The sequence below is a fragment of the Ralstonia sp. UNC404CL21Col genome, assembly GCF_000620465.1.
GTDB lineage: Bacteria > Pseudomonadota > Gammaproteobacteria > Burkholderiales > Burkholderiaceae > Ralstonia > Ralstonia flatus.
Window position 1 is genome coordinate 79,926 of the sequence record NZ_JIBE01000008.1, and the last position, 23,928, is coordinate 103,853.

Below are 23,928 nucleotides of genomic sequence, written 5' to 3' on the forward strand. Positions count from 1 at the left end.
ACGCGTGCACCGGTGCAGTGCGCCGCACACATACCCCTACCGTAGATGAGGTGACGTCTATTGAACTTGCGACGTCGATAGAAAGAATTATTCTGAAGAGACGGTCATTGCGACGCCGCACGCCAGTCCCGCCGACCCTTTGTGCAGACTGGCGTCGCGGGTTTGCGGCACTGCATTGGCGGGTGAAAAATAGCCCTCCGCCCCCACCTGTCAAGTCTAGGCAAATTCGATTGGGCCACTATACTTAGCGTCAATCCCGGAGTTGAACACTAGATGTAGTGGTCGCTTTCCGGGATTCTTATTTCAGCGCCACGCGGGGGCGGGCGTACGGCAGGTCGAGCCGGCGCTTGGGGGCTGAGGAAAGGCAGGGGTCTTTTCCGTCTCATTTCTCCGCGTAGCGCAAGGATTCGCCCAGGGTGCTTCACCATCGGCGAGCCAATAAAACGAACGGTTCAACAGGAGTCCACATGCAGACGGCCCAATCCGAAATCCACTCCGGCACCGCCAATCCTTCGCAATTTGCGCAAAGCGCTGGCGGCACGGCCGTGGCCCCCGGCACCGCTTCCGGCGTCAATCTTGCCGACTACAAGATCATTCGCCGCAACGGCGCCGTGGTCAGCTTCGAGCCTTCGAAGATCGCCGTGGCCATGACCAAGGCTTTCCTCGCCGTGAATGGTGGGCAGGGTGCTGCTTCCGCGCGTGTGCGCGAGCTGGTCGACCAACAAACGCAGAACGTCGTGCGCGCACTGCTGCGCAGCCGCCCGAACGGCGGCACGTTCCATATCGAAGACGTGCAGGACCAGGTCGAACTGGCCCTGATGCGCTCGGGCGAACACGACGTGGCCCGCGCCTACGTGCTGTACCGCGAGCGCCGCGCCCAGGAGCGCGCACAAGCCGGTGAAACCCAGCAGCAACCGGCCTTCATCGGCCTGAACGTGACCGACGGCGGCATCACCCGCCCGCTGGACATGGCAGCGCTGCGCAACGTGATCGTCTCGGCCTGCGAAGGTCTGGGCGAAGCGGTGGACCCGGAGCCGATCCTCAAGGAAACGGTCAAGAACCTGTATGAAGGCGTGCCGATGACGCAGGTGTACGACTCGGCCATCCTGGCCTCGCGTACCCTGATCGAAAAAGACCCGGCGTACAGCCAGGTCACGGCGCGCATCCTGCTGCACACGATCCGCCGCGAAATCCTCGGCGAAGAAGTCACGCAAGCGGAAATGAGTACGCGCTACGTCGATTACTTCCCGCAGTTCATCAAGCGCGGCATCAACGCCGAGCTGCTGGACGACAAGCTGGCGCAGTTCGACCTGGCCCGCCTGGGCGCGGCGCTGGACGCCTCGCGCGACTTCCAGTTCAACTACCTCGGCCTGCAGACGCTGTACGACCGCTACTTCCTGCACATCAACGAAACCCGCATCGAGATGCCGCAGGCGTTCTTCATGCGTGTGGCGATGGGCCTGGCGCTGAACGAAATCGACCGCGAAGCCCGCGCCATCGAGTTCTACCAGCTGCTGTCGTCGTTCGACTTCATGTCGAGCACGCCGACGCTGTTCAACTCGGGCACGCGTCGCTCCCAGCTGTCGTCGTGCTACCTGACCACCGTGTCGGATGACCTGGACGGCATCTACGAAGCGCTGAAGGAAAACGCGCTGCTCTCCAAGTTTGCCGGCGGCCTGGGCAACGACTGGACCAATGTGCGCGCACTCGGCTCGCACATCAAGGGCACCAACGGCAAGTCGCAAGGCGTGGTGCCGTTCCTGAAGGTGGTCAATGACACGGCTGTGGCCGTGAACCAGGGCGGCAAGCGCAAGGGCGCCGTCTGCGCATACCTGGAAACGTGGCACCTGGACATCGAAGAATTCCTGGAACTGCGCAAGAACACCGGCGACGACCGCCGCCGCACGCACGACATGAACACGGCCAACTGGATTCCGGACCTGTTCATGAAGCGCGTGATGGAAGGTGGCGAGTGGACGCTGTTCTCGCCGTCCACCTGCCCGGACCTGCACGACAAGGTCGGCAAGGCGTTCGAGCAGGCCTACCTGGCCTACGAAGACAAGGTCGCGCGCGGCGAGATCAAGCTCTTCAAGAAGATGCCGGCGCTGCAACTGTGGCGCAAGATGCTGGGCATGCTGTTCGAAACCGGCCACCCGTGGATCACGTTCAAGGATCCGTGCAACATCCGCAGCCCGCAGCAGCACGTGGGCGTGGTGCACAGCTCCAACCTGTGCACGGAAATCACGCTGAACACCAACGACAGCGAAATCGCCGTGTGCAACCTCGGTTCGGTGAACCTGGTTGCCCACCTGGTCAAGCAGGCCGACGGCAGCGTCGTGCTCGATCACGAGAAGCTGAAGAAGACCGTGCGCACCGCCATGCGCATGCTCGACAACGTGATCGACATCAACTACTACGCGGTCAAGAAGGCACGTGATTCCAACCTGCGCCACCGTCCGGTCGGCATGGGCATCATGGGCTTCCAGGACGCGCTGCATGTGCTGCGCGTGCCGTACGCCAGCGAAGCAGCGGTGCAGTTTGCCGACACGTCGATGGAAGCCGTGTGCTACTACGCCTACTGGGCGTCGACCGAGTTGGCCGAAGAGCGTGGCCGCTACAGCAGCTACAAGGGCTCGCTGTGGGATCGCGGCATCCTGCCGCAAGACTCGCTCAAGCTGCTGGCCGAAGAGCGCGGCGGCTACCTGGAAGCCGACATGTCGTCGACGATGGACTGGGACAGCCTGCGCGGCCGCATCAAGCAGTACGGCATGCGCAATTCGAACTGCGTGGCGATCGCGCCGACGGCAACGATCTCCAACATCATCGGCGTGTCTGCTTGCATCGAGCCGACGTACCAGAACCTGTACGTCAAGTCGAACCTGTCGGGCGAATTCACGGTGGTCAACGACTATCTGGTGCGCGACCTGAAGGCACGCGGCCTGTGGGACGAAGTGATGGTGGCCGACCTGAAGTACTTCGACGGCTCGCTGGCCCGCATCGACCGCATCCCGCAAGACCTGCGCGATCTGTACGCAACGGCCTTCGAAGTGGAACCGCAATGGCTGGTGGAAGCGGCATCGCGCCGCCAGAAGTGGATCGATCAGGCGCAGTCGCTGAACATCTACATGGCCGGCGCGTCGGGCAAGAAGCTGGACGACACGTACAAGCTGGCGTGGCTGCGTGGCCTGAAGACCACGTATTACCTGCGCACGATCGGCGCCACGCACGTCGAGAAGTCGACCGTGTCGCGCGGCACGCTCAATGCGGTGTCGTCGGGTAGCGACGTGGGCGGTGTATCGGCGGCGGGTGCGTCCGGCGTGACATCGGCCGCGCCGACCAGCGCGCTGGATGCCGCTGCCGCCACCGCCCAGGCGATGCCGGAAGCCGAAGGCGCCGTGTGCACGATGCGCCCGGGCGACCCCGGTTTCGAGGAATGCGAAGCCTGCCAATAAGTCAAAACAGTGTCTGAGGTTGCTCCCGCGCAAGCGGGGGCGCCGGGATCTGCACGACACTGGACTCGCGCTCCGAAAGAGCGGGAGCGACGCGCAAAGAATTAGGAGAAACACATATGCTGAGCTGGGACGACGACGTCAAACCTGCCGCACAACCTTCGGCTGCACCGCAGCCGGCGTATCAACCGCAGCCGCAGCTGCAAACGGCCACCGCCGATCAGGGCGGCGTGCTGCCCCCGTCGGCCACGCAGGCCGCCGGCACGGGCATCCTCGGCAACAATCCGAACGCCGCTGCCGCACAGAGCAACCGCCGTGTGAACGCTGCCGACAAGCGCGTCATCAATGGCGCCACCGACGTCAACCAGTTGGTGCCGTTCAAGTACAAGTGGGCCTGGGAAAAGTACCTGGCCGGCTGCGCGAACCACTGGATGCCGCAGGAAATCAACATGTCCCGCGACATCGCCCTGTGGAAAGATCCGAACGGTCTGACCGAAGACGAGCGCCGCATCATCAAGCGCAACCTGGGCTTTTTCGTGACGGCCGACTCGCTGGCCGCCAACAACATCGTGCTGGGCACGTACCGCCAGATCACCGCGCCGGAATGCCGCCAGTACCTGCTGCGCCAGGCGTTTGAAGAGGCGATCCACACGCACGCGTATCAGTACATCGTTGAATCGCTGGGCCTGAACGAGGCCGAGATCTTCAACGCGTACCACGAAGTGCAGTCGATCCGCGACAAGGACGAGTTCCTGATCCCGTTCATCGACACGCTGACCGATCCGTCGTTCAAGACCGGCACGCCCGAGAACGACCAGAAGCTGCTGAAGTCGCTCATCGTCTTCGCCTGCATCATGGAAGGCCTGTTCTTCTACGTCGGCTTCACGCAGATCCTGGCGATGGGCCGTCAGAACAAGATGACCGGCGCTGCCGAGCAGTACCAGTACATCCTGCGCGACGAGTCGCTGCACTGCAATTTCGGTATCGACCTGATCAACCAGATCAAGCTGGAGAACCCGCACCTGTGGACGGCCGAGTTCAAGGCCGAGATCACGGAGCTGTTCAAGAAGGCCGTCGACCTGGAATACCGCTACGCAGAAGACACCATGCCGCGCGGCGTGCTGGGCCTGAACGCACCGATGTTCAAGGGCTACCTGCGCTTCATCTGCAACCGCCGCTGCCAGCAGATCGGCCTGGACGCGCTGTTCCCGAACGAAGAAAACCCGTTCCCGTGGATGAGCGAAATGATCGACCTGAAGAAGGAGCGCAACTTCTTCGAGACGCGCGTGATCGAGTACCAGACCGGCGGCGCGCTGTCCTGGGAGTGATCTGAGCTAGCCGCTCGACGCTTGTTCGACCCGGCATCAACGTAGACAGGCGATGCACCACGCGTCGCCTGTTTGCATTTGGGGCGATCGATTCACGTGCGTGCGATTGCGCCGCGCCTGTCAGACATGGCAGGCTGCGGCAATCACTGCACCGGATCCCGTCATGACGGTCGAAGCCTTCTTCTCGCAGACCTACGATGAAGCTCGCGGCAAGTTCCTCGCTGCTGCGCAGGCCCGGGGGCTCCGCATCGAGCGCCATCTGCATCCGGATGCGGTCGGGCCATCCGGCGAGCAGCTTTCCATCGACACCGCGCTGCTTGCGCCCGCGCAGGCTGAAGCGCTGCTGATCGTCACCTCCGGCGTCCATGGCGTGGAGGGGTTCTGCGGCTCCGGTTGCCAGACCGGCCTGCTGCAAGACGACGAACTCTTCGCGCGGCTGGCGGCCGCCAAGGTCGCGCTGTTGCTGGTGCACGCGGTCAATCCGTATGGGTTTGCGCACTTGCGGCGCGTGAATGAAGAGAACGTTGACCTGAACCGCAACAGCGTCGACTTTGCGGAGGCCGCTTCCGCCAATCCGGCCTACCTTGAAGTCGATCCGCTCCTGCTGCCGCACACGTGGCCGCCCAGCCAGGCCGACCAGGCAGCGCTGCAGCACTACATGGTCACCCGCGGCGAGAAAGCCCTGCAAGACGCCGCAACGAGCGGCCAATACCGCGTGCCGGACGGCATGTTCTACGGCGGCAGCGCGCCGTGCTGGAGCACGCTGCAGATGCGCGGGATCGTGTCGCGGCATGCGGCAGCCATGTCGCAGCTGGTGTGGATCGATCTGCATACCGGGCTCGGCCACTACGGCCACGGCGAGAAGATCTTCAACAGCCCAGATCCCGCCGAACTTGAGCGCGCCATGCGCACGTGGGGCGCCGATGTCCGGCCGATTGCCGCCGCCGGTTCGGTCTCTTCGGTGGTCAAGGGCGATTTGGTCGGCATCGCCTACGAACTGCTGCCCGGCATCGAAAAGACCTGCGTCACGCTGGAGTTCGGCACGCTCGCGCCGCTGGACGTGCTGCAGGCGCTCCGGGCGGACCACTGGCTGCATCGCCATCCGGAGCAGGGCGCCGCGCTGCGGGCCGGCATCCGCCAAGCGCTACGTGATGCGTTCTATTGCGACGTGCCGGAATGGAAGGGGATGATCTACGCGCAGACGCGCATGGCTGTATTGCAAGCCGTGGCGCGGTGTTCCGGCTAGCTTTGGACGGGCTTGGGTGCCCGCACCGTCAGCGCGCATCCGGCCGACGCAGCGATGATGGCCAGGATCGCCACCCACTGGCGGCCGGTCAGTTGCTCCTGCAGCACGATCGCTCCCGCCAGCGCGCCGATGGCGGGCTCGAGGCTCAGCAGCACGGAAAACGTCTTGCCCGGCAGATGCTTGAGCGCCACCATCTCGAGCGAATACGGAATCGCGCTCGACAGCAGTCCGATCCCGAGTCCCGCCAGAATGAGCGAAGGTGCGAGCAACGCCGACCCCGCCTGCGCCACGCCAAATGGAATCGCAAACAGCGCACCGACCACCATGCCGATCGACGTCGCCTGGCCCGCATGCAGGCCACCGAGGTTCTTGCCCGTCAGGATGTAGAGCGCCCAGCACACGCCGGCGGCCAGCGCATAAATAGCGCCCAGGTGGTCGACCTGCCCGACCGACTTGTCGGCCACCGTCAGCATCAGCAGGCCGGCCACCGCCAGCCCGATCCACACGAAATCCAGCGCGCGGCGCGACAGCAGCACGGCCAGCACCAGCGGCCCCGTGAACTCGATGGCGATCGCGATGCCGATCGGCAGCCGCTGCAGCGACAGGTAGAACAGCAGGTTCATGCTCGCCAGCGTGACGCCGTACAGCGCGATGCGGCCGGCATCTGCGCGGCTCAGGTGCAGGCGCCACGGCCGCCAGAACGCCAGCAGGATCACCGCGCCGATCGTCACCCGATACGTGACAGTGCCCGCGGCGCCCAGCACCGGAAACAGCGTCTTGGCAAACGAGTTGCCGAGGCACACGGAGGCCATCGAGCCCATCAGCGCGAGGATGGGCATCCAGGGGGAGGTGGTCGTCGTGGAAGTGGCGGAGGCGGAAGCAGCGGAAGACATGAGCGACAGCGGAGGCGCGGCAGAGAACGCCACAGCATAGCCGCGCACCGCCGAGAAATCGTTGCGTTCTCGGCGGCGTGGGCGTCGCTTTTTATCGAATTGGCAGGCTTACAGGGCGGCAGCGCTGGGGCGGATCACGTCGATCAGCAACACGCGCTGGCCTTCGCGTTCGCCGTCGGGGCGCGGGGTCACGCCACGTTGCGGGCGCGGGGCAGCGAGCGGTGCCGGATCTTCGGCGCTCATGCCGAAGACGGCCAGCTTGGACGCCGCAATACGCTGCAGCGTGCCGCGCACGCCGGGCACGTCGAGGTCTTCGGGGTCGAAGCCGGTGGTGGCCGTCCAGTCGTCGCGGGCGATGTCCTGCAGGCCGTTGGCCATCTCGAACTGCAACGACGCGCCAAAGCCTTTCTGCAGCGAGTGCGAGCCGAGCAGGTATTCCGCCGTCAGGAAGCCGCGCAGCCGCGTCCAGAACGCCAGCGAACTGATGTTGCCGCTCTTGAGCGCGTGGCTCGGGGCGACTTCCCAGCTGTGGTCGAGCAGCTTGTTGATGAGGCGGCCCCACGTCGGCACATCGGTGCCGGCGGAGCAGTCTTCGCCGGGACCTTCTGGCCGTGCGAGCTGGCGCAGCAGGCCGGTGAACGAACCAGAGGTGGGAGCACCGGCCGCTTGCGGGCCGGAAGGCCAGCGCCATTGCAGCGGCGAAGCCGGACGTGCGCCCGGCCATTGCGCGTGCTGCTGCAGGCCCGTGCAGGGCGTCAGGTAGCGCCATTGGCGCTGGTCGCGGCCGACGCGGCGCAGCGGGTCCAGCTCGGCCGACAAATCGAACTTGCCGAGGAAGGTTGCGTTGCGCGACTTGATCGGCGAGCGCGCATAGACGTTGAAATCGGGCCAGCCTTCATACAGGTTGATCTGCGGCAGGGCGTGGTGCTTGTCGAGCGCATCGTCGGGCTGGTCGATGCGGCGGCTGGTGAGAAACAGCGCGCGGCAATCGAGCGTCGGCACCGCGCCGCGCACGCGCATCAGCACGAGCAGATCGCCGAATTCCGCTGGGCGCGATTCGGCGCGCGCGGGATACGCATGCGGTTGCTCTTCAGGCCAGAAAGTGGTCAGGCGCAGGGCCGATCCCGGGAACGCACCGCGCAGTCCTTGCCGGAGCAAGCGTAGGCCGTCGGGGTGGCGCAGGATGCGCAGGACGGAAAGATCGTCGCGCAACGTGGCATCGGGGTGGGGCGCGCGGCCGCCGTGCTCTGCGGCCAGCGCAAAGCGCCACAGCGCGGTATCGCTGGCCAGATCGTGTGCAGCGACATCGCGCACCGCAGTGGAGCGGCCGCCGGACATCGGCTCATGGGCGCCGCCGGCGGTGTCTCCTGCTCCGGCATAGACGCTGGTGGTCGACCCGGCAATCGCGCCAAAAAGGCCCCTCAATGGCGGCCGGTTGCGCTCGGGCATGGCTATTCCAACTTGGTTTTATCGGTTCTCTGGCGCGCAGCATAGCACCATGCGACACGTCAGAGAACGGCACGGCGCCCCTCCCCTCGTTGGGGAATCAGGCGTGAAATCTCGGCGGTCAGGGCCGCGCGGGTTCGCGACTCCACACCGGTGTAACGGCGATGGGCAGGGCTTCTTTAATGGCGATGCCGTGCGCGCGCTGTGCGGATTTCCGTAAAAAAGAAGGCGCCGGCTTGCACCGGCGCCTGAAGAGACGGCGCCCGCCCAGAGGGAGGGCACCGCCGCGCGTTGGGATGTCTTGCTAGCTTTCGCTATCGGCGGGCGATCACTGCTCGCGAATCCAGGTCTGCGTACGGCCCAGCAGGCTGATGCCCAGGAAGCCGCGCACGTTCAGTTTCTGACCGTCTTCCGACAGCGACATCTTCGCGCTGTAGACCTTGCCGTTTTCCGGATCCAGGATCTGACCGCCATCCCAGTTGTTGTTGCCGTTCGCCTTCAGGCCCGTCAGGATCGTCAGGCCTTTGATCGGCTGGTCCTTGCGGTCGTCCGTGCACTTGGTGCAGGTCTTGTTCTCGTCGCCAGGCACCAGGATCTTGGTGACCTTGCCCGTGAACGTGCCGCCGTTGTCGACGATCGTCACTTCGCCTTTCTGTTTGCCCGTGTTGTCGTCGATGGTCTTCCAGGTACCGGCGGGGGTGGCTTGCGCGAAGGCGCTGCCAGCTGCCAGTGCGAGGGCCAGTGCGCCAGCCAGGCGCGCGAGAGCGTGGGGGGTATGTTGCATCGTGGAGTCTCCTTGTTGTCAGTCAAAAGAATCGGTGAGGGCTGATCGGTGATGCCGGCGCAGGGATCAATGCGCGCTCAACGCACCGGTCAGGGGTGACAGCGGATTGCTGCCGGAGCCGCCGGCGGCGTTCGTGACGCCACCCAGCGCATTCGTGATCGGGGCGAGCGGGTTGCCGCTGCCCGCGGCGCCGGTCAGTGCGCTCGTGACCGGCGCCAGCGGATTGCTGCCGCCACCCGACAGCGCACCCGTCACCGGGGCGAGCGGATTGCTGCCACCGCCGAGGCCACCGCCGAGCGCGCTGGTGATCGGCGCCAGCGGATTCGTCGAGCCGCCGCTGCCGCCATTGACCAGGCCGCCGGCGCTCGCCACCGTGCCGCCAACAGCGCCGACCACACCGCCCACGTCACGCGTGAGCGGGTTGCCGCCGGCTGCGCCGACTTGCGCGCCGGCACTCTGCAGGCCGCCGCCAACCGTATTCAGTGCACCGGCCAGCGGGCCGCCGAGCATCGTCGCGCTGCCGACCGTCTGCGTGCCGTTCACGAGCTGCGACGACAGCGGCACGATCGCGTTGCTGGTCTGCTGCGTGATCTGCTGCACCGGGCCGCTCGACGTGCCAATCGTGACGAGCCCGCCAGCACCCTGCATCACCTGGCCCAGCGCAGACACACCGCTGCCCACCGGCGACGTCACCGGATTCAGCGGCGCCAGCGGGCTGCCGGCGGCACCCAGATCCGAGACGGTCTGCCCCGCGTTGCCGACCGTCACCCCGGCGGAGCGGATCACGTCACCCGAGCTTTGCACCGTGGTGCCGACCGGGTCGGGTGTCGAGCCGATCTTGCCGAGCCCATTGCTGATGCCGCCGCCCAATGTCTGCACCGTGTTGCCGGCCGAGGTGACGGTCGCACCCAGATCCTTCTGCGCCGCCGTGCCGCCGATGACGGGCACCGACGCCGTGCCGATGGTCGTGCCGAGATCGCTGACCGTCTTGCCGGTCTGCGTGACGACGTTGCCGCCGCCGCCCGCGACGTTGCCGACCGGCACCGCGCCGGGGTCGTTGTTGGCCGACGACGACGGTGTCGTATCACCGTTCGGGTTGCCGCCCGAAGCGCAACCGGCCAGCGTCAGCACGGCCACTGCAGCTGCCGCCAGCAGCGTGCGCGATGCTGAAACCACCGACAGCGAATCGGAGGAAGAAGCGTGGAGCGGGTTCTGAATCTTCATGGTGAGTCTCCTTGTAAGCGCGGCCCGTACCGCGTATCACCGCCGGGTCAGAAGAACGCGCATCTGGCGTCCAGCGGGTAGCATCCGCCTGCGTTTGCCGTCGAATGCAAAGAAAGTTCTACTGAGCGATGGCTAGTGATGCGCGCCGGATGTCACACCCGACAGCACACCGCCAACCAAACCGCCCACCGTTGTACTGACGCCGCTCAATCCGCCCAGCGGACCTGCCGCGGCGCCGCTGCTGCCGACTGCGCCAACGGAGCTGAGCGCGCCAGCACCAGGCAACCCCGCTGTCAACGAACCGACAGCCGTCGTGACCGGCGCCAGCGCACCACCGAGCGCACCGGTCAACGCACCTGCCGGAGCACTACCCGTTGCCGATGGCGTCGCCGGTGCGACCACCGTCGCTAGCCCACTGGTGAGCGATCCGAGCGCGCCGACCGTGTTGCCCAGCGTCGACACCAGCGCATCGCCCTTGCCGGCCGTCGTGATCGTGCGTCCCTCGCTGCCGAGCGCACCACCCAGCGTCGCCAACACGTTGCTGACCGGAGCCCCCAATCCTGTTGCGGCCCCCACGGCTCGCGTGGTGGAAGTCAACGCGCTGGTGAGCGGCACGATGGCGGTGATGGTGGTGGTCGTCAGTTGTTCGACAGGGCCGGTCAGCGTCGCGATGGGCGTGTTGCCGGTCGAGCCGGTGTCACCCGTTGCATTGCTGCCGTTGCTGCTGCCGTTCGACCACGTGGGCGAACTCGATGCCGCGATCGCCGGCTTGGATTGCGAATCGCCGCCGCCGCCAAGCGAGGTGCCCATGTCGCCGCTGCCCGAATTCGCGCAACCGGCCAACATGGCGAGCGATGCCGTCGCCAGCATGCACTGCACGAACAGTCCGCACTTCGGCGGATTCGATTTCGACAAGAACGCTCGATCGCGCATCTTGTGCCTCCACTACTCAGAACAGAACGCTTGTTGGACCCCTTCTGTCTTGCGCTCTTTGCTCGTCGGGTTTGTCGTCGTCAGCCATGCAGGGTTGGCGACGACCTCCCTGTCTTGTCACGGGCCACGCGCAGGCCCGTGCCACACCGCGCGATCGATGCCGTGCTGATGTGGTGAGCGGATCGTGAAGTGAAACCGAATGGCATGACAATCAGCGCCAACCTGACACCCGGATTTGCGGTCGCAGCAATTTGCGAGATCGATCCCGAATAAAACGTCGCTGCAAGCCATTCTTCGGACGACAGGGGTGCAGCAAAAATGGCCCGTGGATTGCCGTAGAACAATCCTTCTATCGTCGTAAAACAGCGTCGTTTCAAACGCGATTGCGTGAAGTTTTCAGCGGTTGCTGAGCAGGGTTTTCCGGCGATCGACGCTCGGATGAGCATCGTGCGGGTCGCGCTATCGATGTCGTGCGCGCATGCAGTTCGGCATTGTCACGATCCGATGTCAGCGTCGCATGCATCGGCATCCATCCGGCGTGCGCGGATCGATGTCGCGCGCATGCATGCGTCGATGCTTCGGCCCATCGCAGCGACCTCGCGCATCGGATGCGCGGCACGCGATTTGCGGGTGCTGCATGCATGCAGTCGGTCTTCGCAATCGCATCGACATCGCGCGGTGCCGATCGAAGGTGAGCGCGATGTGTCAGCAGCGTCGATCGACATCCTCCGCACGTCGATATGCACGCGTCGATCGCACCGATCGCACGCGTATCGACGTGTTGAGTGCGGAAAATTCGCGCGCGTTGTCGCATCTACGCATCGTTTTTTTCGACGCGCATCGCGCAGCTCGCGCGTCGTCGCGCACGACGATGCCGAATGCGCACGAGCCGCGCGCACGAGTTCATGATGCACACGCGCACAACATTGCGTGTTGCTGTAAACCGGCATGAACACTGGGTTTGCGGGACGCGTGTGTCAACGTGGAGCAACGTCGCAACGTGATGTCACGACGCAAGAAAATGCGCATTCGCGACAGCGATCTGCGCGCATGCGCGATGCGAATCGCAGCGACGCACAGACGCAGCGCAATCCTTCACCAAAACTCGCCGCGCTTTTTGCATAAATCTCTTAACATCACCGCGCAAACGAATTATGATTCGCCTTGACAAGACGTTGACTTCGATGCAAGGGACCTTCGCGCGATCAACGACGATGAAGTTCCAAGCGGCAAGTGAAAGGTAGTCGAGGAGCGTAACCACTTTGATGCACGCCACGCCGACAGGGCTGTTTGAACTCGGTGCCGTCTCTGCGATCCCCCCGTCGGGATGGGCGTACTACCCCCAAAAGAAAACGCGCGCTCTCCAGTTTTTCGCTGTCCGCAAAGTCACGCTGCAAGCGGCTTTGCGGTCTACGCAGCGATTCGCGCAAGATCAGATTTCGACCGGTGTGGCCACGATGCCCCGGTCCTCTCAATTGATGAAGACTCGCCGGATGCATTCTGTCCGGCCGACTGCGGCTGCGCTCGTGCGCGCAACCGGGGCGTGCAACTTGCTGCGTGTGTTCACCGCGCAAGTCGCAGATCTTCGTACCGAATTCATTAGCGTGCGACTGCCGTTTGGTGGCGCGCCGATGAATCGCTCGCTCGGTTGGTCTGGCGGTGCCAATGCATCGTGGGATCGGGCCGGTCGGGTTGCTCAATCTCGATAGTTCGATACCCAATCTTGAAGGAGTTTCCCATGGCAACTGCTGCTAAGAAGAAACCGGCCGCCAAGGCCCCGGCCAAGAAGGCCGCTGCAAAGAAGGCTCCGGCCGCCAAGAAGGCTGCTGCAAAGAAGGCTGCTCCGGCCGCTAAGAAGGCCCCGGCCAAGAAGGTTGCAGCTAAGAAGGTCGCTGCCAAGAAGGCACCCGCCAAGAAGGCCGCAGTGAAGAAGGTTGCAGCCAAGAAGGCTCCGGCCAAGAAAGCTGCAGTGAAGAAGGTTGCAGCCAAGAAGGCCCCGGCCAAGAAAGCTGCAGTGAAGAAGGTTGCAGCCAAGAAGGCTCCGGCCAAGAAAGCCGCAGTGAAGAAGGTTGCAGCGAAGAAGGCCCCGGCTGCCAAGAAGGCTGCTGCCAAGCCTGCTGCGAAGAAGGCTGCAGCGAAGAAGGCCCCGGCTGCCAAGAAGGCTGCCGCCAAGCCTGCTGCGAAGAAGGCTCCGGCCAAGAAGGCTGTCGCCAAGCCCGCTGCTGCTCCGGCCGCTGCACCTGCTGCACCCGCTGCCAAGACCGCGCTGAACCCGGCTGCGGCATGGCCGTTCCCGACCGGCAACCGTCCGTAAGTCATTCTGACGACGGTGATCCTCCGGGACCACAGCGGCGCGCAGGTCGCGCCCACCTGATCGGATACTGCGTATCCGGTCCGCAAGGCCTTGGTGTCTTGCACCGCCCGCCGATCGGCTCACGCCCCGGCGGGCTTTTTCTTGCCCGCGCGTTGCGCATACGTTTCTCGCGAGCATAAAAAAACCGCACCGGCGCGGTGCCGATGCGGTTTTCCGATGAACCCCTCGGCGTATCAGCCGAGCGCGTTTGATCAGTGCGTGACGCGCGTCACGCCGCCCGATGACAGCAGGCGCACGCGCTCGCCAGGGCGGAACGCCTCGTCGGCATCCTGCGTGATGGCGCGGTATTCGCCGTTGTCGAGCTTGACGGTGATTTCGAGGCCAGGCCGCTTGTTCATCTGACCTTCGAGCGCGCTGCCTGCAACGCCACCGAGAATCGCACCGAGCACACCCGCCGCCACCGAGCCGTTGCCGCGCCCGATGGCTGCAGCCGAACCGATGCCGCCGATCGCGCCGCCGGCAATGGTGCCAACGCCGGTCTGCTCACGATCGATCACGACATTGCGCACGGAATCTACCGTACCGAAGCGCACGGTCTGCTCACGTTGCGCCTGCCCCGAGGTATAGGCGCTGTTGGAGTTGGTGCCCATGGCGCAGCCTTGCAGGCCAAGGGCGGCGACCAGCAGAGTCGCGGCGCCGATGCGATAGATGGGTTTCATGTTCGTTCCTTATTGATACCGGTACCCGAAAGCGGATTCAAAGCGTCGCGCAATCTCGTCGACGGGCAGGCCGTAATTCTGCGGGCCTTGGCAAGCGATCTTGAGTGAGCCCATCAGGCTGGCGAGGCGGCCGGTGGTATCCCAGTCCAGGCCATTTTCGATGCCGTAGAGCAGGCCGCCGCGGAAGGCGTCGCCGCAACCGGTCGGGTCGACCACACGTTCGGCCGGCACGACCGGAATAGTGTACTGCTTGCCGCCGGCGTAAATCTCCGCCCCTTCTTCCCCGCGCGTGACGATGTAAGCCTCGACGCGCTGCGCAAGTTCTGCCGCACTGTAGCCCGTGCGTGACAGCATGACCTGCGCTTCGTAGTCATTGACCACCACGTAGCTGGCGAGTTCAACGAAGTGGCGCAGGTCGGCGCCGTCAAACAGCGGCATTGCCTGGCCCAAATCGAAGATGAAAGGCACGCCCGATTCGGCAAATTGGGTGGCGTGGTGCAGCATGCCTTCGCGGCTGTCTGGGCCCACCAGGCCGAGCCTTGCCGGCAGGGCATTCTTGACCGAATTGATGCTCGAATGGCTCATCGCGCCAGGGTGGAAGGCGGTGATCTGGTTGTTGTCGCGGTCGGTCGTGATCATCGCTTGCGCGGTGAACGTGTCCGGCACCTCCGTGATATGCGCGGTCGAGATGCCGAGCTTTTTCAGGTAGTCCAGATACGGGCCCGCATCCTGGCCGACGGTGCCCATGATGATGGGCTCGCCGCCGAGCATCTTCAGCGTGTAGGCGATGTTGCCTGCGCAGCCACCGAACTCGCGGCGCATGGTCGGCACCAGAAACGAGACGTTCAGGATGTGGATTTTGTCGGGCAGGATGTGTTCGCGGAAGTGTCCGTCGAACGTCATGATGGTGTCGTAGGCAACCGAGCCGCAGATCACGCTGGCCATATTGAAGCACTCCAGATATGACACGGCCGCCCAGTGGACGGCCGTGTGATGAACGAGAGACCGGAAGCCGGTCTCGATGCAGTCAGTTCAGCTTACTTCAGCGCAGCCAGGGCCGCGTCGTAGTTCGGCTCGTCCTTGATCTCGGGCACGAGTTGCGAGTACAGGACGGTGTCGTTGGCGTCGAGCACGACCACGGCGCGGGCGGTCACGCCAGCCAGCGGGCCCGACGTGATGTCGACGCCGTAGGCTTGCTTGAAACCCTTGTCGCGGAAGGTCGACAGCGGCTTCACGTTTGCGATGCCTTCGGTGGTGCAGAAGCGGCCAGCTGCGAACGGCAGGTCGGCGGAGATGGACAGCACGACCGTGTTATCCAGCTTGGCGGCGGCTTCGTTGAACTTGCGCGTGGAGGTGGCGCACACCGGGGTGTCCAGGCTCGGCACGATGTTCAGAACCTTGCGCTTGCCGGCAAAGTCAGCGAGCGAGACGTCTTTCAGGTCTGCGCCGACCAGCGTGAATGCCGGGGCCTTCGAGCCTGCGGTCGGGAATTGGCCGCCGACTTCGATCGGGTTGCCGCCAAGGGTCACGTTTGCCATGGTGTTACTCCTTCCTTTGATGCGTGTTGGGGAAAAGCCGCTAACAAGATCCTCGTGGCATCTGCGTCGGCACGCCGGGCCGGCAGGTTCTTGTTAGCGGCTCTAAGCCAGGATGAAAACTCAGGGGTAAAAAATCAGGACCCGGTAGTTGGCCGTCGGGCGCTGGGACTGGAATCGTACCCGAATCGGTAGTTCAGCGCGGGCGGGCAGCCCTGACTTGCTGTATGCACTGTCGCTCGGGTTGAGGTAGTCGCTGGGCAGCAGCGCGCGGCGCGAGAGCAGCTGGTCTTGCAGATCGGTCGTGACGAGTTCGATGGCGGGCAGGGCGATGGGGCCGCCGGCGCGGTTGCGCAGCGTAGCCGTCAGCACGTACTGGTCGGACGCGTCGCCTTCCTGCCGCTGCAGTTGCGACGATTCGATCTGCAGTGCATCGAGGTCACGCGGTGGCGCAATCGTGCAATGCAACGGTTGGCACATCGCCTCCAACATCGGCCGTGTGGAGGGCACGCGGCGCGCGATCTCGGCCCGTGCCAGGAAGAGCAGTTGCAGCACGGCCGCCACCGCGAGCAGCCCGATCGCAACGCGCGCCAGTGCGCGGCGTCCCGTCGTTTTGCGTGTTTGCTCGCGGGCTTGCGCGGCGCGCAAGAAATCCAGCGTCGCGGCAGACACACCGTGGTTCGGCCCCCGCACCTTGCGCGGACGCGGCGCGCCAGTCACCGTGCGCTGCGGCGTCGGGCCCGCCGGCTCGGCTTGCGTGCGGCGTGCGAGGCCATGACGGCGCGGCACCGGTGCAAAAAGCGTATGCGGATCGGTTTCGTGACGCATCCAGACCGAGTCGTGCTTCTCCGCCTCTAGCTTTGCAGGGGCCGAGACCGCTGCCGCCGCGGCGGTCGTCACTGCCGGAGCCGCCGGAGCCGCCGCGGGCGTGATTGCCGGTTCCACCGGCAAGTCAGCTGACGGCTGCTTGGGTACGGCTGCCGCGAACGCGTCTTCCTCGTCGTCGAGGTCGCGAATGGGCGGCAGGCCGTGGAATGGATCGGCGGGCGGCGCTGGCGGTTCCGGCGGTCGTGTTTCCTGCGTCGGTTCAGCGGCTGGCTCTACCTCGGGCTCGATCGGTACTTCGTCGGGGAGTGGACGCGTGTCGGGTGCGGTGGATGGCACGTCAGGCACCGGTGTTGCGCCTTCAACTTCCCCCAGATGGACTTCCGCGACGCCTTCTTCAGGAACGTCTTCTTCCCAGATCAGCGTCATGCCGAAGCCGTGGTCGTCCTCCGCAGCCGGAGATGCTGCGGGCGCTTCGGGTTCAGGAGCGGCTGACGGGGCGAGTGGGGCAACGCGGGCGGCGGGTTCCGGCGATTGCGGAGGCTGCGGTGCCTCGGCCGTCGGCGCCGCAGGCGTGACTACGGCGCCTAGTTCGATCAGATGATCGCGGCCATCGAAGACGTGATTGCAGCGCCCGCAACGAACGAGCCCGCCGCGCAGCCGCAGTTGATCGGCGACAACGCGGAACGCGGTTTGACAGTTGGGACAGCGGGCAGCCAAACGTGGCGCAGCTTGTGGCGCAGTTGCCATGCGGGACGAGGAGAAAAAAGCCGACCGCGCGAGTATTGCAGACAGCGGCGCCAGCGTCGACCTTTGCAGGGGGCGCCGGCGCGCAATACCGTGGAATTACGCGGGCTTCACACCATGCAGGCAGACCCAGCCGTCACGTGCACGCCACACCGTGAGCGGAATGGCGGAGGCATACGCGGCCGCCACTTCTTCGGCTTGGCGCTCGAGCACGCCAGACAGGATCAACCGGCCGCCCGGGCGCACGCGGGCACACAGCATGGCCGACATCAGCTTGAGCGGGTTCGACAGGATGTTGGCGACGACCAGATCGAACGTGCCTTCCGGTGCGTCGTCGGGCAGGGCAAACGTGGCTTCGACGTGGTTGCGCTCGGCGTTGTAGCGCGAGGCTTCGACCGCATTCGGGTCGATGTCGACACCGACGGTTTCTCCGGCGCCGAGCTTCTTGGCGACGATGGCCAGAATGCCTGAGCCGCAACCGTAGTCGAGGGTGCGTTCGCCAGGTTGCACGTGCTGTTCCAGCCATTCCATGCACAGGCGCGTGGTCGGGTGGCTGCCGGTGCCGAACGCGAGGCCGGGGTCCAGTTCCAGCACCACGGCGTCGGGTTCCGGCGCGTCGTGCCAGGACGGCACGACCCAGATGTGCTCACCAATATGGATCGGCTCGAACTGCGATTGCGTCACGCGCACCCAGTCCTGCTCTTCGACTTCGCGCACGGTGTACGCGGGCAGCGGCGAGAGGTTGATCTCGTTGGCTGCGGCTGCCACCAGCAACGCCGGATCGGCATCGTCGGCGAGCAGCGCAACCACGCGCGAGCGGTTCCACGCCAGGCGTGTCGGTTCGTGGCCGGGCTCGCCAAAGAGCGGTTGCTCTTCAGGCGTGTCGGCATCGGCGTCTTCCACCGAGACCGACAGCGCGCCGAGATCAAACAGGGCTTCGGACAACGCTTCAGCGTCGTCACGCGCCACTTCGAGCACGCATTCGCGGTACGTCACTTGCCGCCACCCTTGGCCACTTCCTGTTGCGCCAGACGGTGCTCCAGGTAGTGGATGTCGGTGCCGCCTTCAACGAAGTTGGCGTCGAGCATCAGGTCGCGGTGCAGCGGCACGTTGGTCTGGATGCCTTCCACCACCATTTCCGACAGGGCGATGCGCATGCGGGCGATGGCCTGCTCGCGCGTGGCGCCGTACGTGATGACCTTGCCAATCATCGAGTCGTAATTGGGCGGCACGAAGTAGCCGTTGTAGGCGTGCGAATCCACGCGGACGCCCGGGCCACCCGGCACGTGCCACGACGTGATGCGGCCCGGCGACGGCGTGAACTTGAACGGATCTTCCGCGTTGATGCGGCACTCGATGGCGTGGCCCTTGAGCGTGATGTCTTTCTGACGGAAGCGCAGCTTTTCGCCGGCCGCCACGCGAATCTGCTCCTGCACGATGTCGACGCCCGTGATCATTTCCGTGACCGGGTGTTCGACCTGCACGCGCGTGTTCATTTCGATGAAGTAGAACTCGCCGTTCTCATACAGGAACTCGAACGTGCCGGCGCCGCGGTAGCCGATCTTCTTGCAGGCCTCGGCGCAGCGGTCGCCAATGCGTTCGATCAGGCGGCGCGGAATGTGCGGTGCCGGCGCTTCCTCGATCACCTTCTGGTGGCGGCGCTGCATGGAGCAGTCGCGCTCGCCCAGCCAGATGGCGTTGCGGTGCTGGTCGGCCAGAACCTGGATTTCCACGTGGCGCGGATGCTCCAGGAACTTCTCCATATAGACTTCCGGATTGCCGAAGGCGCGGCCGGCTTCTTCGCGCGTCATGTTGACGGCGTTGATCAGCGCGGCCTCGGTGTGCACCACGCGCATGCCACGGCCACCGCCACCGCCAGCGGCCTTGATGATCACCGGATAGCCGACCTTCTTGGCCGTTGCCAGGATTTCCTTCGGGTCGTCCGAGAGAGCGCCTTCCGAGCCCGGCACGCACGGCACGCCGGACTTGATCATCGCCTGCTTGGCCGAGACCTTGTCGCCCATCAGGCGGATCGATTCGGGCGTCGGGCCGATGAAGGTGAAGCCGGATTGCTCCACACGCTCGGCAAAGTCGGCGTTTTCCGACAGGAAGCCGTAGCCGGGGTGGATGGCTTGGGCGTCGGTCACCTCGGCGGCTGAGATGATGGCCGGCATGTTGAGGTACGACAGCGGCGACGGTGCCGGGCCGATACACACGGCTTCGTCGGCCAGCTTGACGTATTTGGCTTCCTTGTCCGCCTCGGAATAGACCACCACGGTCTTGATGCCGAGTTCGCGGCAGGCGCGCTGGATGCGAAGAGCGATCTCGCCGCGATTCGCGATCAGGATCTTGTCGAACATCGTGTTCTCGCTACAAAAAGGAGAGGCGAGGGCGCTGTGGCCGGGCTGCGCTCAGTGGCAGCCCTTGTGCGCCGGCTCGCGCTCGGATGCGGCACGCTGCGCGCCGCACGATGAGGGTCGGATGCCGGGAGATCAGCCGATCACGAACAGCGGTTGGCCGTATTCCACAGCCTGGCCGTTTTCGATCAGGATTTCCTTGATGACGCCGGCCTTGTCCGCTTCGATCTCGTTGAGCAGCTTCATCGCTTCGATGATGCAGATCGTCTGGCCTTCCTTGACGGTGTCGCCCACCTTGACGAACTCCGCTGCGCCCGGCGACGGCGAGCGGTAGAACGTACCGACCATCGGCGACGTCACGATGTGGCCAGCCGGCAGGGCGGGCGACGCTGCTTCGGCGCCAACCGCGGCCGGCGCTGCTGCGGCGGGCGCGCTGACAGCCGGTGCGGCCTGCATCTGCATCGGCGCATATTGCATCGGGGCCACCACTTGCGGTGCCGATTTGACGATGCGGACCTTGCCTTCGCCCTCGGTCACTTCGAGTTCCGAAATGCCCGATTCGGCCACCAGGTCGATCAGCGTTTTCAGCTTGCGCAAATCCATGAGCGTTCTCCTGCAGCGTCGGCGGTCTGGGCGGTCGATGCGCGCGAATGGCTCTTCAGCCGCGCATCGGTCAAAGGCGCTCCAGGCGCTGGCGTCGTTGCGTTGGTTAAGTGGTTGAAATAAAAGGAAGAAGACGGCTGATCAGCCGCCGTGTTGATCGATTGCGAAGTCCAGCGCCGCCAGATAGCCGCGCCAGCCCAGCCCGCAAATCACGCCCACGGCCTGGTCCGCCAGGTACGAATGGTGGCGGAACGGCTCGCGGCGATGCACGTTGGACAAGTGGACTTCGATATACGGGATCACCACGCCGGCCAGCGCATCGCGCAGCGCCACACTCGTGTGGGTGTAGGCGGCCGGATTGATGATGATGAATTCAACGCCTTCGCTCTTGGCGGCATGGATGCGATCCACCAGCGCCCCTTCGTGGTTCGACTGGAAGTGCGCCAACGTCACGCCGCGCGCTGTGGCGCGTTCGGCCAAGGCGGCATTGATGTCGGCGAGGGTCGTTGCACCATAGACTTCCGGCTCGCGCGTCCCCAGCAAATTGAGGTTCGGGCCGTGCAGCACGAGCACGTTGCGAAGCGCTTTGGCGATGGGTTTATCAGCCACGGTTTGACCGGTTGAGCGAAGTTGGGCGCAATTTACAGCAACTTAGAATGCTTTGTCTAGTTTTTGCTGAAAAACTCTCAACAAATCGGTGTTTTCACCGATCTTGTGCGTCCGGTCTGCGCTTTTGCCGAAGAAGAAGGGGAGTTGCGTGCACATGAACGTCATATGACGTTTTCCATATTCACGTGCGCTGCAGGGCTGCTCGCAGTTCATCGGCGTGCACCCGGCCCATCTTCCGGAAAGTGATTTCGCCTTGTGAATTAAGGATCACAGTAAACGGCAGGCCGCCGACGTCGTTGCCGAACTGCCGCCCCAGTTCCGTCCCGCCAAAGCCTGCCACCGCGACCGGATATGTGACGTGGACCTTACCCAGGAACGTCTGGATATTGGCGGCCGAGTCAATGCCGATGCCGACGAACTTTGCCTTGGACTTCTGTTCCTGCGCCAGGGCAGACAGTTCAGGCATTTCCTCCACGCAAGGACCGCACCACGGCGCCCAGAAATTGATCACCACCGGCTGGCCGCGAAACGCTGCCAGATCCAGCGGCGCCCCATTGGCGTCGGGCAGCTTGCTGTCGTAAAACGCAGCCACGGCGCTGCTTGCGGGGGTTTTTGGCTCGGTGGCGCGATGTCCGAAATAGACGCCCGCCGCCGCGGCAATCAGGCCGGCGATCAACAGGGCAATCAAGGTGGTGCGGCGCGACATGGTTGGCGGGGGTCTCTATATATAGACAGAGGCGAAGCGTGGCGGATTGTACTCCTGTCGGCGGATCACCCCTGCGACAGGAGGGCACGCACGGCGGCGGCGTCGCCCCGCTGCGTCTTGCCGGTGGCGTCGGCGCGCCGCGCACCGCGCACATCGTTCATGTCATAGAGGGCAATATGGACGCCGACCGGCGTGCCCGTTTCAGCGCGCAGTTCGCGCGCGAGTTCGCGGGATTCGGGCCCGGCGGGCCATTGGCCCCGCCACAGGAAGCTGAGCGTTTCCACCTCGTCGCGGCCGGCGAAGTGGGCGCTTTCCGTGGTGTCGAACTCCACGCCGGCGTTGAGCAGGAAGATCGCCACATCCTTGGGGCTGTCACAGAAGACCTGCAGGTGGATGTCCGAGTGCTCGCTCGCGGTGCCATTGAAGACGGCGCCCGCAAGATATGGGTTGTGGACGGCCAGCCCTTCCATCAACAGCAGCGCAATGCGGCGCAGCAACGCCAGCACCCGCGGCTGGGATTCGGCCTGGAACAGCGCCTGATATTCGCGGACTTCCGTCTCGACCTGTTCGTTGTCCGGCAGCCATTCCCCCGGCGCGCGGGATTCCGTGCCAAGCACGTGGCGCGCGGCCTTGCGTTTGGCGGTGGCGTAATCGGCACCGTCTTCCGCGATCATGCGGGCGGCGGTGACGGCAATTTCCTCCCGCACGCGGGCGGGATCGAGGGTGGGGCGTTTTGACATGGCTCTATTTTACTGAAGCGCGCGGACCGGCCCGAAGCCGCAGGTACAATGCGGCGCTACGAAGTTGAGACGGCACCCATGCATATCCACATCCTTGGAATCTGCGGCACCTTCATGGGCGGCATTGCCCTGATCGCCCGCCAGGCTGGTCACCGCGTCACCGGTTGCGACGCCAACGTCTACCCGCCGATGAGCACCCAGCTTGAAGCGCAGGGCATCGAACTGATTGAAGGTTTCGACCCGGAGCAACTCTCCGTCGGCGCCGATCTGTACGTGATCGGCAACGTGATCTCCCGGGGCAATCCGCTGATGGAAGCTATCCTGGATCGCAATCTGCCCTACATTTCGGGCCCGCAATGGCTGGGGGACAATGTGCTGCGCCAGAAATGGGTGCTCGCCGTCGCCGGCACGCACGGCAAGACGACAACCACGTCGATGCTCGCCTGGATTCTGCAGGACGCCGGCTACAATCCGAGCTTCCTGGTGGGTGGCGTGCCGCGCAACTTCGGGCTGTCGGCGCGGCTGACCGAATCCGACTTCTTCGTCATTGAGGCCGACGAGTACGACACCGCCTTCTTCGACAAACGCAGCAAGTTCGTCCATTACCGCCCTCGCACGGCCATATTGAATAACCTGGAATTCGATCACGCCGACATCTTCCTGGATCTCGCTGCGATCGAAACGCAATTCCACCATCTTGTGCGTACCGTGCCCGGCCAAGGGCGGCTGCTCGTCAATGGTCGCGAAGACAGCCTCACCCGCGTACTTGAGCGCGGATGCTGGTCCGAAGTCGAGCGATTCGGCACAGAAGACGGCGAAGGCTGGAAAATCGCCAACCTTGGCGAGGACGACAGCTTTGACGTTGTTTTCAACGGCCAAGCGCAGGGTCGCGTCCGCTGGGCGCTGCAGGGCGACCATAACCGTATGAATGCCGTCGCCGCCATTGCCGCTGCACGCCACGTTGGTGTGCCACCCGCCCAAGCCATTGAAAGCCTGGCCCGTTTCGAAAATGTGAAACGCCGGATGGAAGTGCGCGGCACGGTCAACGGCGTCACGGTCTACGACGATTTCGCCCACCACCCCACGGCCATTCGGACCACGATCGATGGGCTGCGCCGGCATGTCGGCCAAGGCCGCATTCTTGCTGTGCTGGAGCCGCGTTCCAACACCATGAAGCTCGGTGTGATGAAGCAAGCGCTTCCCGAGAGTCTGTCCGGCGCGGACCAAGTCTTCGCTTACGGCGCCGCCAACGGCCGCGATGCCATCGGCTGGGACTTGGCTGGCGCGTTGGCGCCGTTGGGCGCGCGTGCAAACACGTTCTCTGACCTGACCGCGTTGGTGGACGCTGTCACCGCTGCGGCTCGCCCGGGCGACCATGTGCTTGTCATGAGCAATGGCGGCTTCGGCGGTGTCCACCAGAAGCTGCTCGACGCGTTGGCAGAGCAGGGCAACGCGGCAAACTGATCCGAT

At 64.6% G+C, this 23,928-nt stretch carries 21 protein-coding genes; 5 read left to right on the forward strand and 16 right to left on the reverse strand.

What is annotated here, in order from left to right:
• Positions 1 to 467 precede the first annotated feature (467 nt).
• The 3 genes from N511_RS0116805 (at position 468) to N511_RS0116815 (ending at position 6,023) form a co-directional block, all read left to right on the forward strand.
• Positions 468 to 3,452 (forward strand): ribonucleoside-diphosphate reductase subunit alpha, encoded by a 2,985-nt coding sequence (locus N511_RS0116805; RefSeq protein WP_027680347.1) that lies wholly within the window; start codon positions 468 to 470, stop codon positions 3,450 to 3,452.
• A 116-nt stretch (positions 3,453 to 3,568) separates the two neighbouring features.
• Positions 3,569 to 4,777 (forward strand): ribonucleotide-diphosphate reductase subunit beta, encoded by a 1,209-nt coding sequence (locus tag N511_RS0116810; RefSeq protein WP_027680348.1) that lies wholly within the window; start codon positions 3,569 to 3,571, stop codon positions 4,775 to 4,777.
• A gap of 163 nt (positions 4,778 to 4,940) precedes the next feature.
• Complete coding sequence (locus tag N511_RS0116815; RefSeq protein WP_027680349.1) at positions 4,941 to 6,023, forward strand: M14 family metallopeptidase; 1,083 nt, start codon at positions 4,941 to 4,943, stop codon at positions 6,021 to 6,023.
• On the opposite strand, the gene N511_RS0116820 is transcribed toward N511_RS0116815, so the two are convergent.
• The 6 genes from N511_RS0116820 to N511_RS25275 form a co-directional block, all read right to left on the reverse strand.
• The gene (locus N511_RS0116820) at positions 6,020 to 6,916 is read right to left on the reverse strand and encodes an EamA family transporter (protein ID WP_155954064.1); all 897 of its coding nucleotides are present in this window, start codon (positions 6,914 to 6,916) and stop codon (positions 6,020 to 6,022) included. The two genes, N511_RS0116815 and N511_RS0116820, sit on opposite strands and share 4 nt — an antisense overlap.
• Before the next feature lie 108 nt (positions 6,917 to 7,024).
• Positions 7,025 to 8,365 (reverse strand): hypothetical protein, encoded by a 1,341-nt coding sequence (locus tag N511_RS0116830; protein WP_027680351.1) that lies wholly within the window; start codon positions 8,363 to 8,365, stop codon positions 7,025 to 7,027.
• Positions 8,366 to 8,690: 325 nt separating this feature from the next.
• A complete protein-coding gene (locus N511_RS0116835; protein ID WP_027680352.1) occupies positions 8,691 to 9,146 on the reverse strand; it encodes a DUF2147 domain-containing protein in 456 nt (151 codons plus the stop codon).
• A 66-nt stretch (positions 9,147 to 9,212) separates the two neighbouring features.
• Positions 9,213 to 10,370, reverse strand: coding sequence for a collagen-like triple helix repeat-containing protein (locus tag N511_RS0116840; protein WP_027680353.1), 1,158 nt, complete (start codon positions 10,368 to 10,370; stop codon positions 9,213 to 9,215).
• Positions 10,371 to 10,502: 132 nt separating this feature from the next.
• Complete coding sequence (locus N511_RS0116845) at positions 10,503 to 11,303, reverse strand: collagen-like triple helix repeat-containing protein (RefSeq protein ID WP_027680354.1); 801 nt, start codon at positions 11,301 to 11,303, stop codon at positions 10,503 to 10,505.
• Between the two features lie 80 nt (positions 11,304 to 11,383).
• Positions 11,384 to 11,749: a hypothetical protein gene (locus N511_RS25275; protein WP_155954065.1), complete on the reverse strand. Its 366-nt coding sequence runs from the start codon at positions 11,747 to 11,749 to the stop codon at positions 11,384 to 11,386.
• A 1,292-nt stretch (positions 11,750 to 13,041) separates the two neighbouring features.
• Between N511_RS25275 and N511_RS0116855 the strand changes: the two genes are divergently transcribed.
• A complete protein-coding gene (locus tag N511_RS0116855; RefSeq protein ID WP_004632965.1) occupies positions 13,042 to 13,617 on the forward strand; it encodes a histone H1-like DNA-binding protein in 576 nt (191 codons plus the stop codon).
• 251 nt (positions 13,618 to 13,868) lie between these two features.
• On the opposite strand, the gene N511_RS0116860 is transcribed toward N511_RS0116855, so the two are convergent.
• The 10 genes from N511_RS0116860 to N511_RS0116910 all read right to left on the reverse strand — a co-directional run bounded on the left by N511_RS0116860 (position 13,869) and on the right by N511_RS0116910 (position 22,458).
• The gene (locus N511_RS0116860) at positions 13,869 to 14,336 is read right to left on the reverse strand and encodes a membrane protein (RefSeq protein WP_009241557.1); all 468 of its coding nucleotides are present in this window, start codon (positions 14,334 to 14,336) and stop codon (positions 13,869 to 13,871) included.
• 9 nt (positions 14,337 to 14,345) lie between these two features.
• Positions 14,346 to 15,281, reverse strand: coding sequence for a carbohydrate kinase family protein (locus N511_RS0116865; RefSeq protein ID WP_027680356.1), 936 nt, complete (start codon positions 15,279 to 15,281; stop codon positions 14,346 to 14,348).
• Positions 15,282 to 15,373: 92 nt separating this feature from the next.
• Positions 15,374 to 15,874 carry a thiol peroxidase gene (gene tpx, locus N511_RS0116870; RefSeq protein ID WP_027680357.1) on the reverse strand — a complete coding sequence of 167 codons (501 nt, stop codon included), beginning with the start codon at positions 15,872 to 15,874 and terminating at the stop codon, positions 15,374 to 15,376.
• Between the two features lie 120 nt (positions 15,875 to 15,994).
• Positions 15,995 to 17,446, reverse strand: a complete 1,452-nt coding sequence (locus tag N511_RS24325; protein WP_081785390.1) for a DUF3426 domain-containing protein — start codon at positions 17,444 to 17,446, stop codon at positions 15,995 to 15,997.
• 96 nt (positions 17,447 to 17,542) lie between these two features.
• The gene (gene prmA, locus N511_RS0116880) at positions 17,543 to 18,439 is read right to left on the reverse strand and encodes a 50S ribosomal protein L11 methyltransferase (RefSeq protein WP_027680359.1); all 897 of its coding nucleotides are present in this window, start codon (positions 18,437 to 18,439) and stop codon (positions 17,543 to 17,545) included.
• Positions 18,436 to 19,803 (reverse strand): acetyl-CoA carboxylase biotin carboxylase subunit, encoded by a 1,368-nt coding sequence (accC, locus tag N511_RS0116885; RefSeq protein ID WP_027680360.1) that lies wholly within the window; start codon positions 19,801 to 19,803, stop codon positions 18,436 to 18,438. Before accC ends, prmA begins: the two co-directional genes overlap by 4 nt.
• Before the next feature lie 132 nt (positions 19,804 to 19,935).
• Entirely contained in the window at positions 19,936 to 20,403 is a 468-nt protein-coding gene (gene accB, locus N511_RS0116890) for an acetyl-CoA carboxylase biotin carboxyl carrier protein (RefSeq protein ID WP_027680361.1), read from the reverse strand.
• Between the two features lie 141 nt (positions 20,404 to 20,544).
• On the reverse strand, positions 20,545 to 21,012 hold the full coding sequence (gene aroQ, locus N511_RS0116895; protein WP_027680362.1) for a type II 3-dehydroquinate dehydratase: 468 nt from the start codon (positions 21,010 to 21,012) through the stop codon (positions 20,545 to 20,547).
• A gap of 181 nt (positions 21,013 to 21,193) precedes the next feature.
• On the reverse strand, positions 21,194 to 21,718 hold the full coding sequence (locus N511_RS0116905) for a TlpA family protein disulfide reductase (protein ID WP_027680363.1): 525 nt from the start codon (positions 21,716 to 21,718) through the stop codon (positions 21,194 to 21,196).
• A gap of 65 nt (positions 21,719 to 21,783) precedes the next feature.
• Entirely contained in the window at positions 21,784 to 22,458 is a 675-nt protein-coding gene (locus N511_RS0116910; RefSeq protein ID WP_027680364.1) for a hypothetical protein, read from the reverse strand.
• Positions 22,459 to 22,536: 78 nt separating this feature from the next.
• On the opposite strand from N511_RS0116910, the gene mpl reads away from it, so the two are divergent.
• On the forward strand, positions 22,537 to 23,922 hold the full coding sequence (gene mpl / locus N511_RS0116915) for a UDP-N-acetylmuramate:L-alanyl-gamma-D-glutamyl-meso-diaminopimelate ligase (protein ID WP_027680365.1): 1,386 nt from the start codon (positions 22,537 to 22,539) through the stop codon (positions 23,920 to 23,922).
• The last annotated feature ends 6 nt before the right edge of the window (positions 23,923 to 23,928 follow it).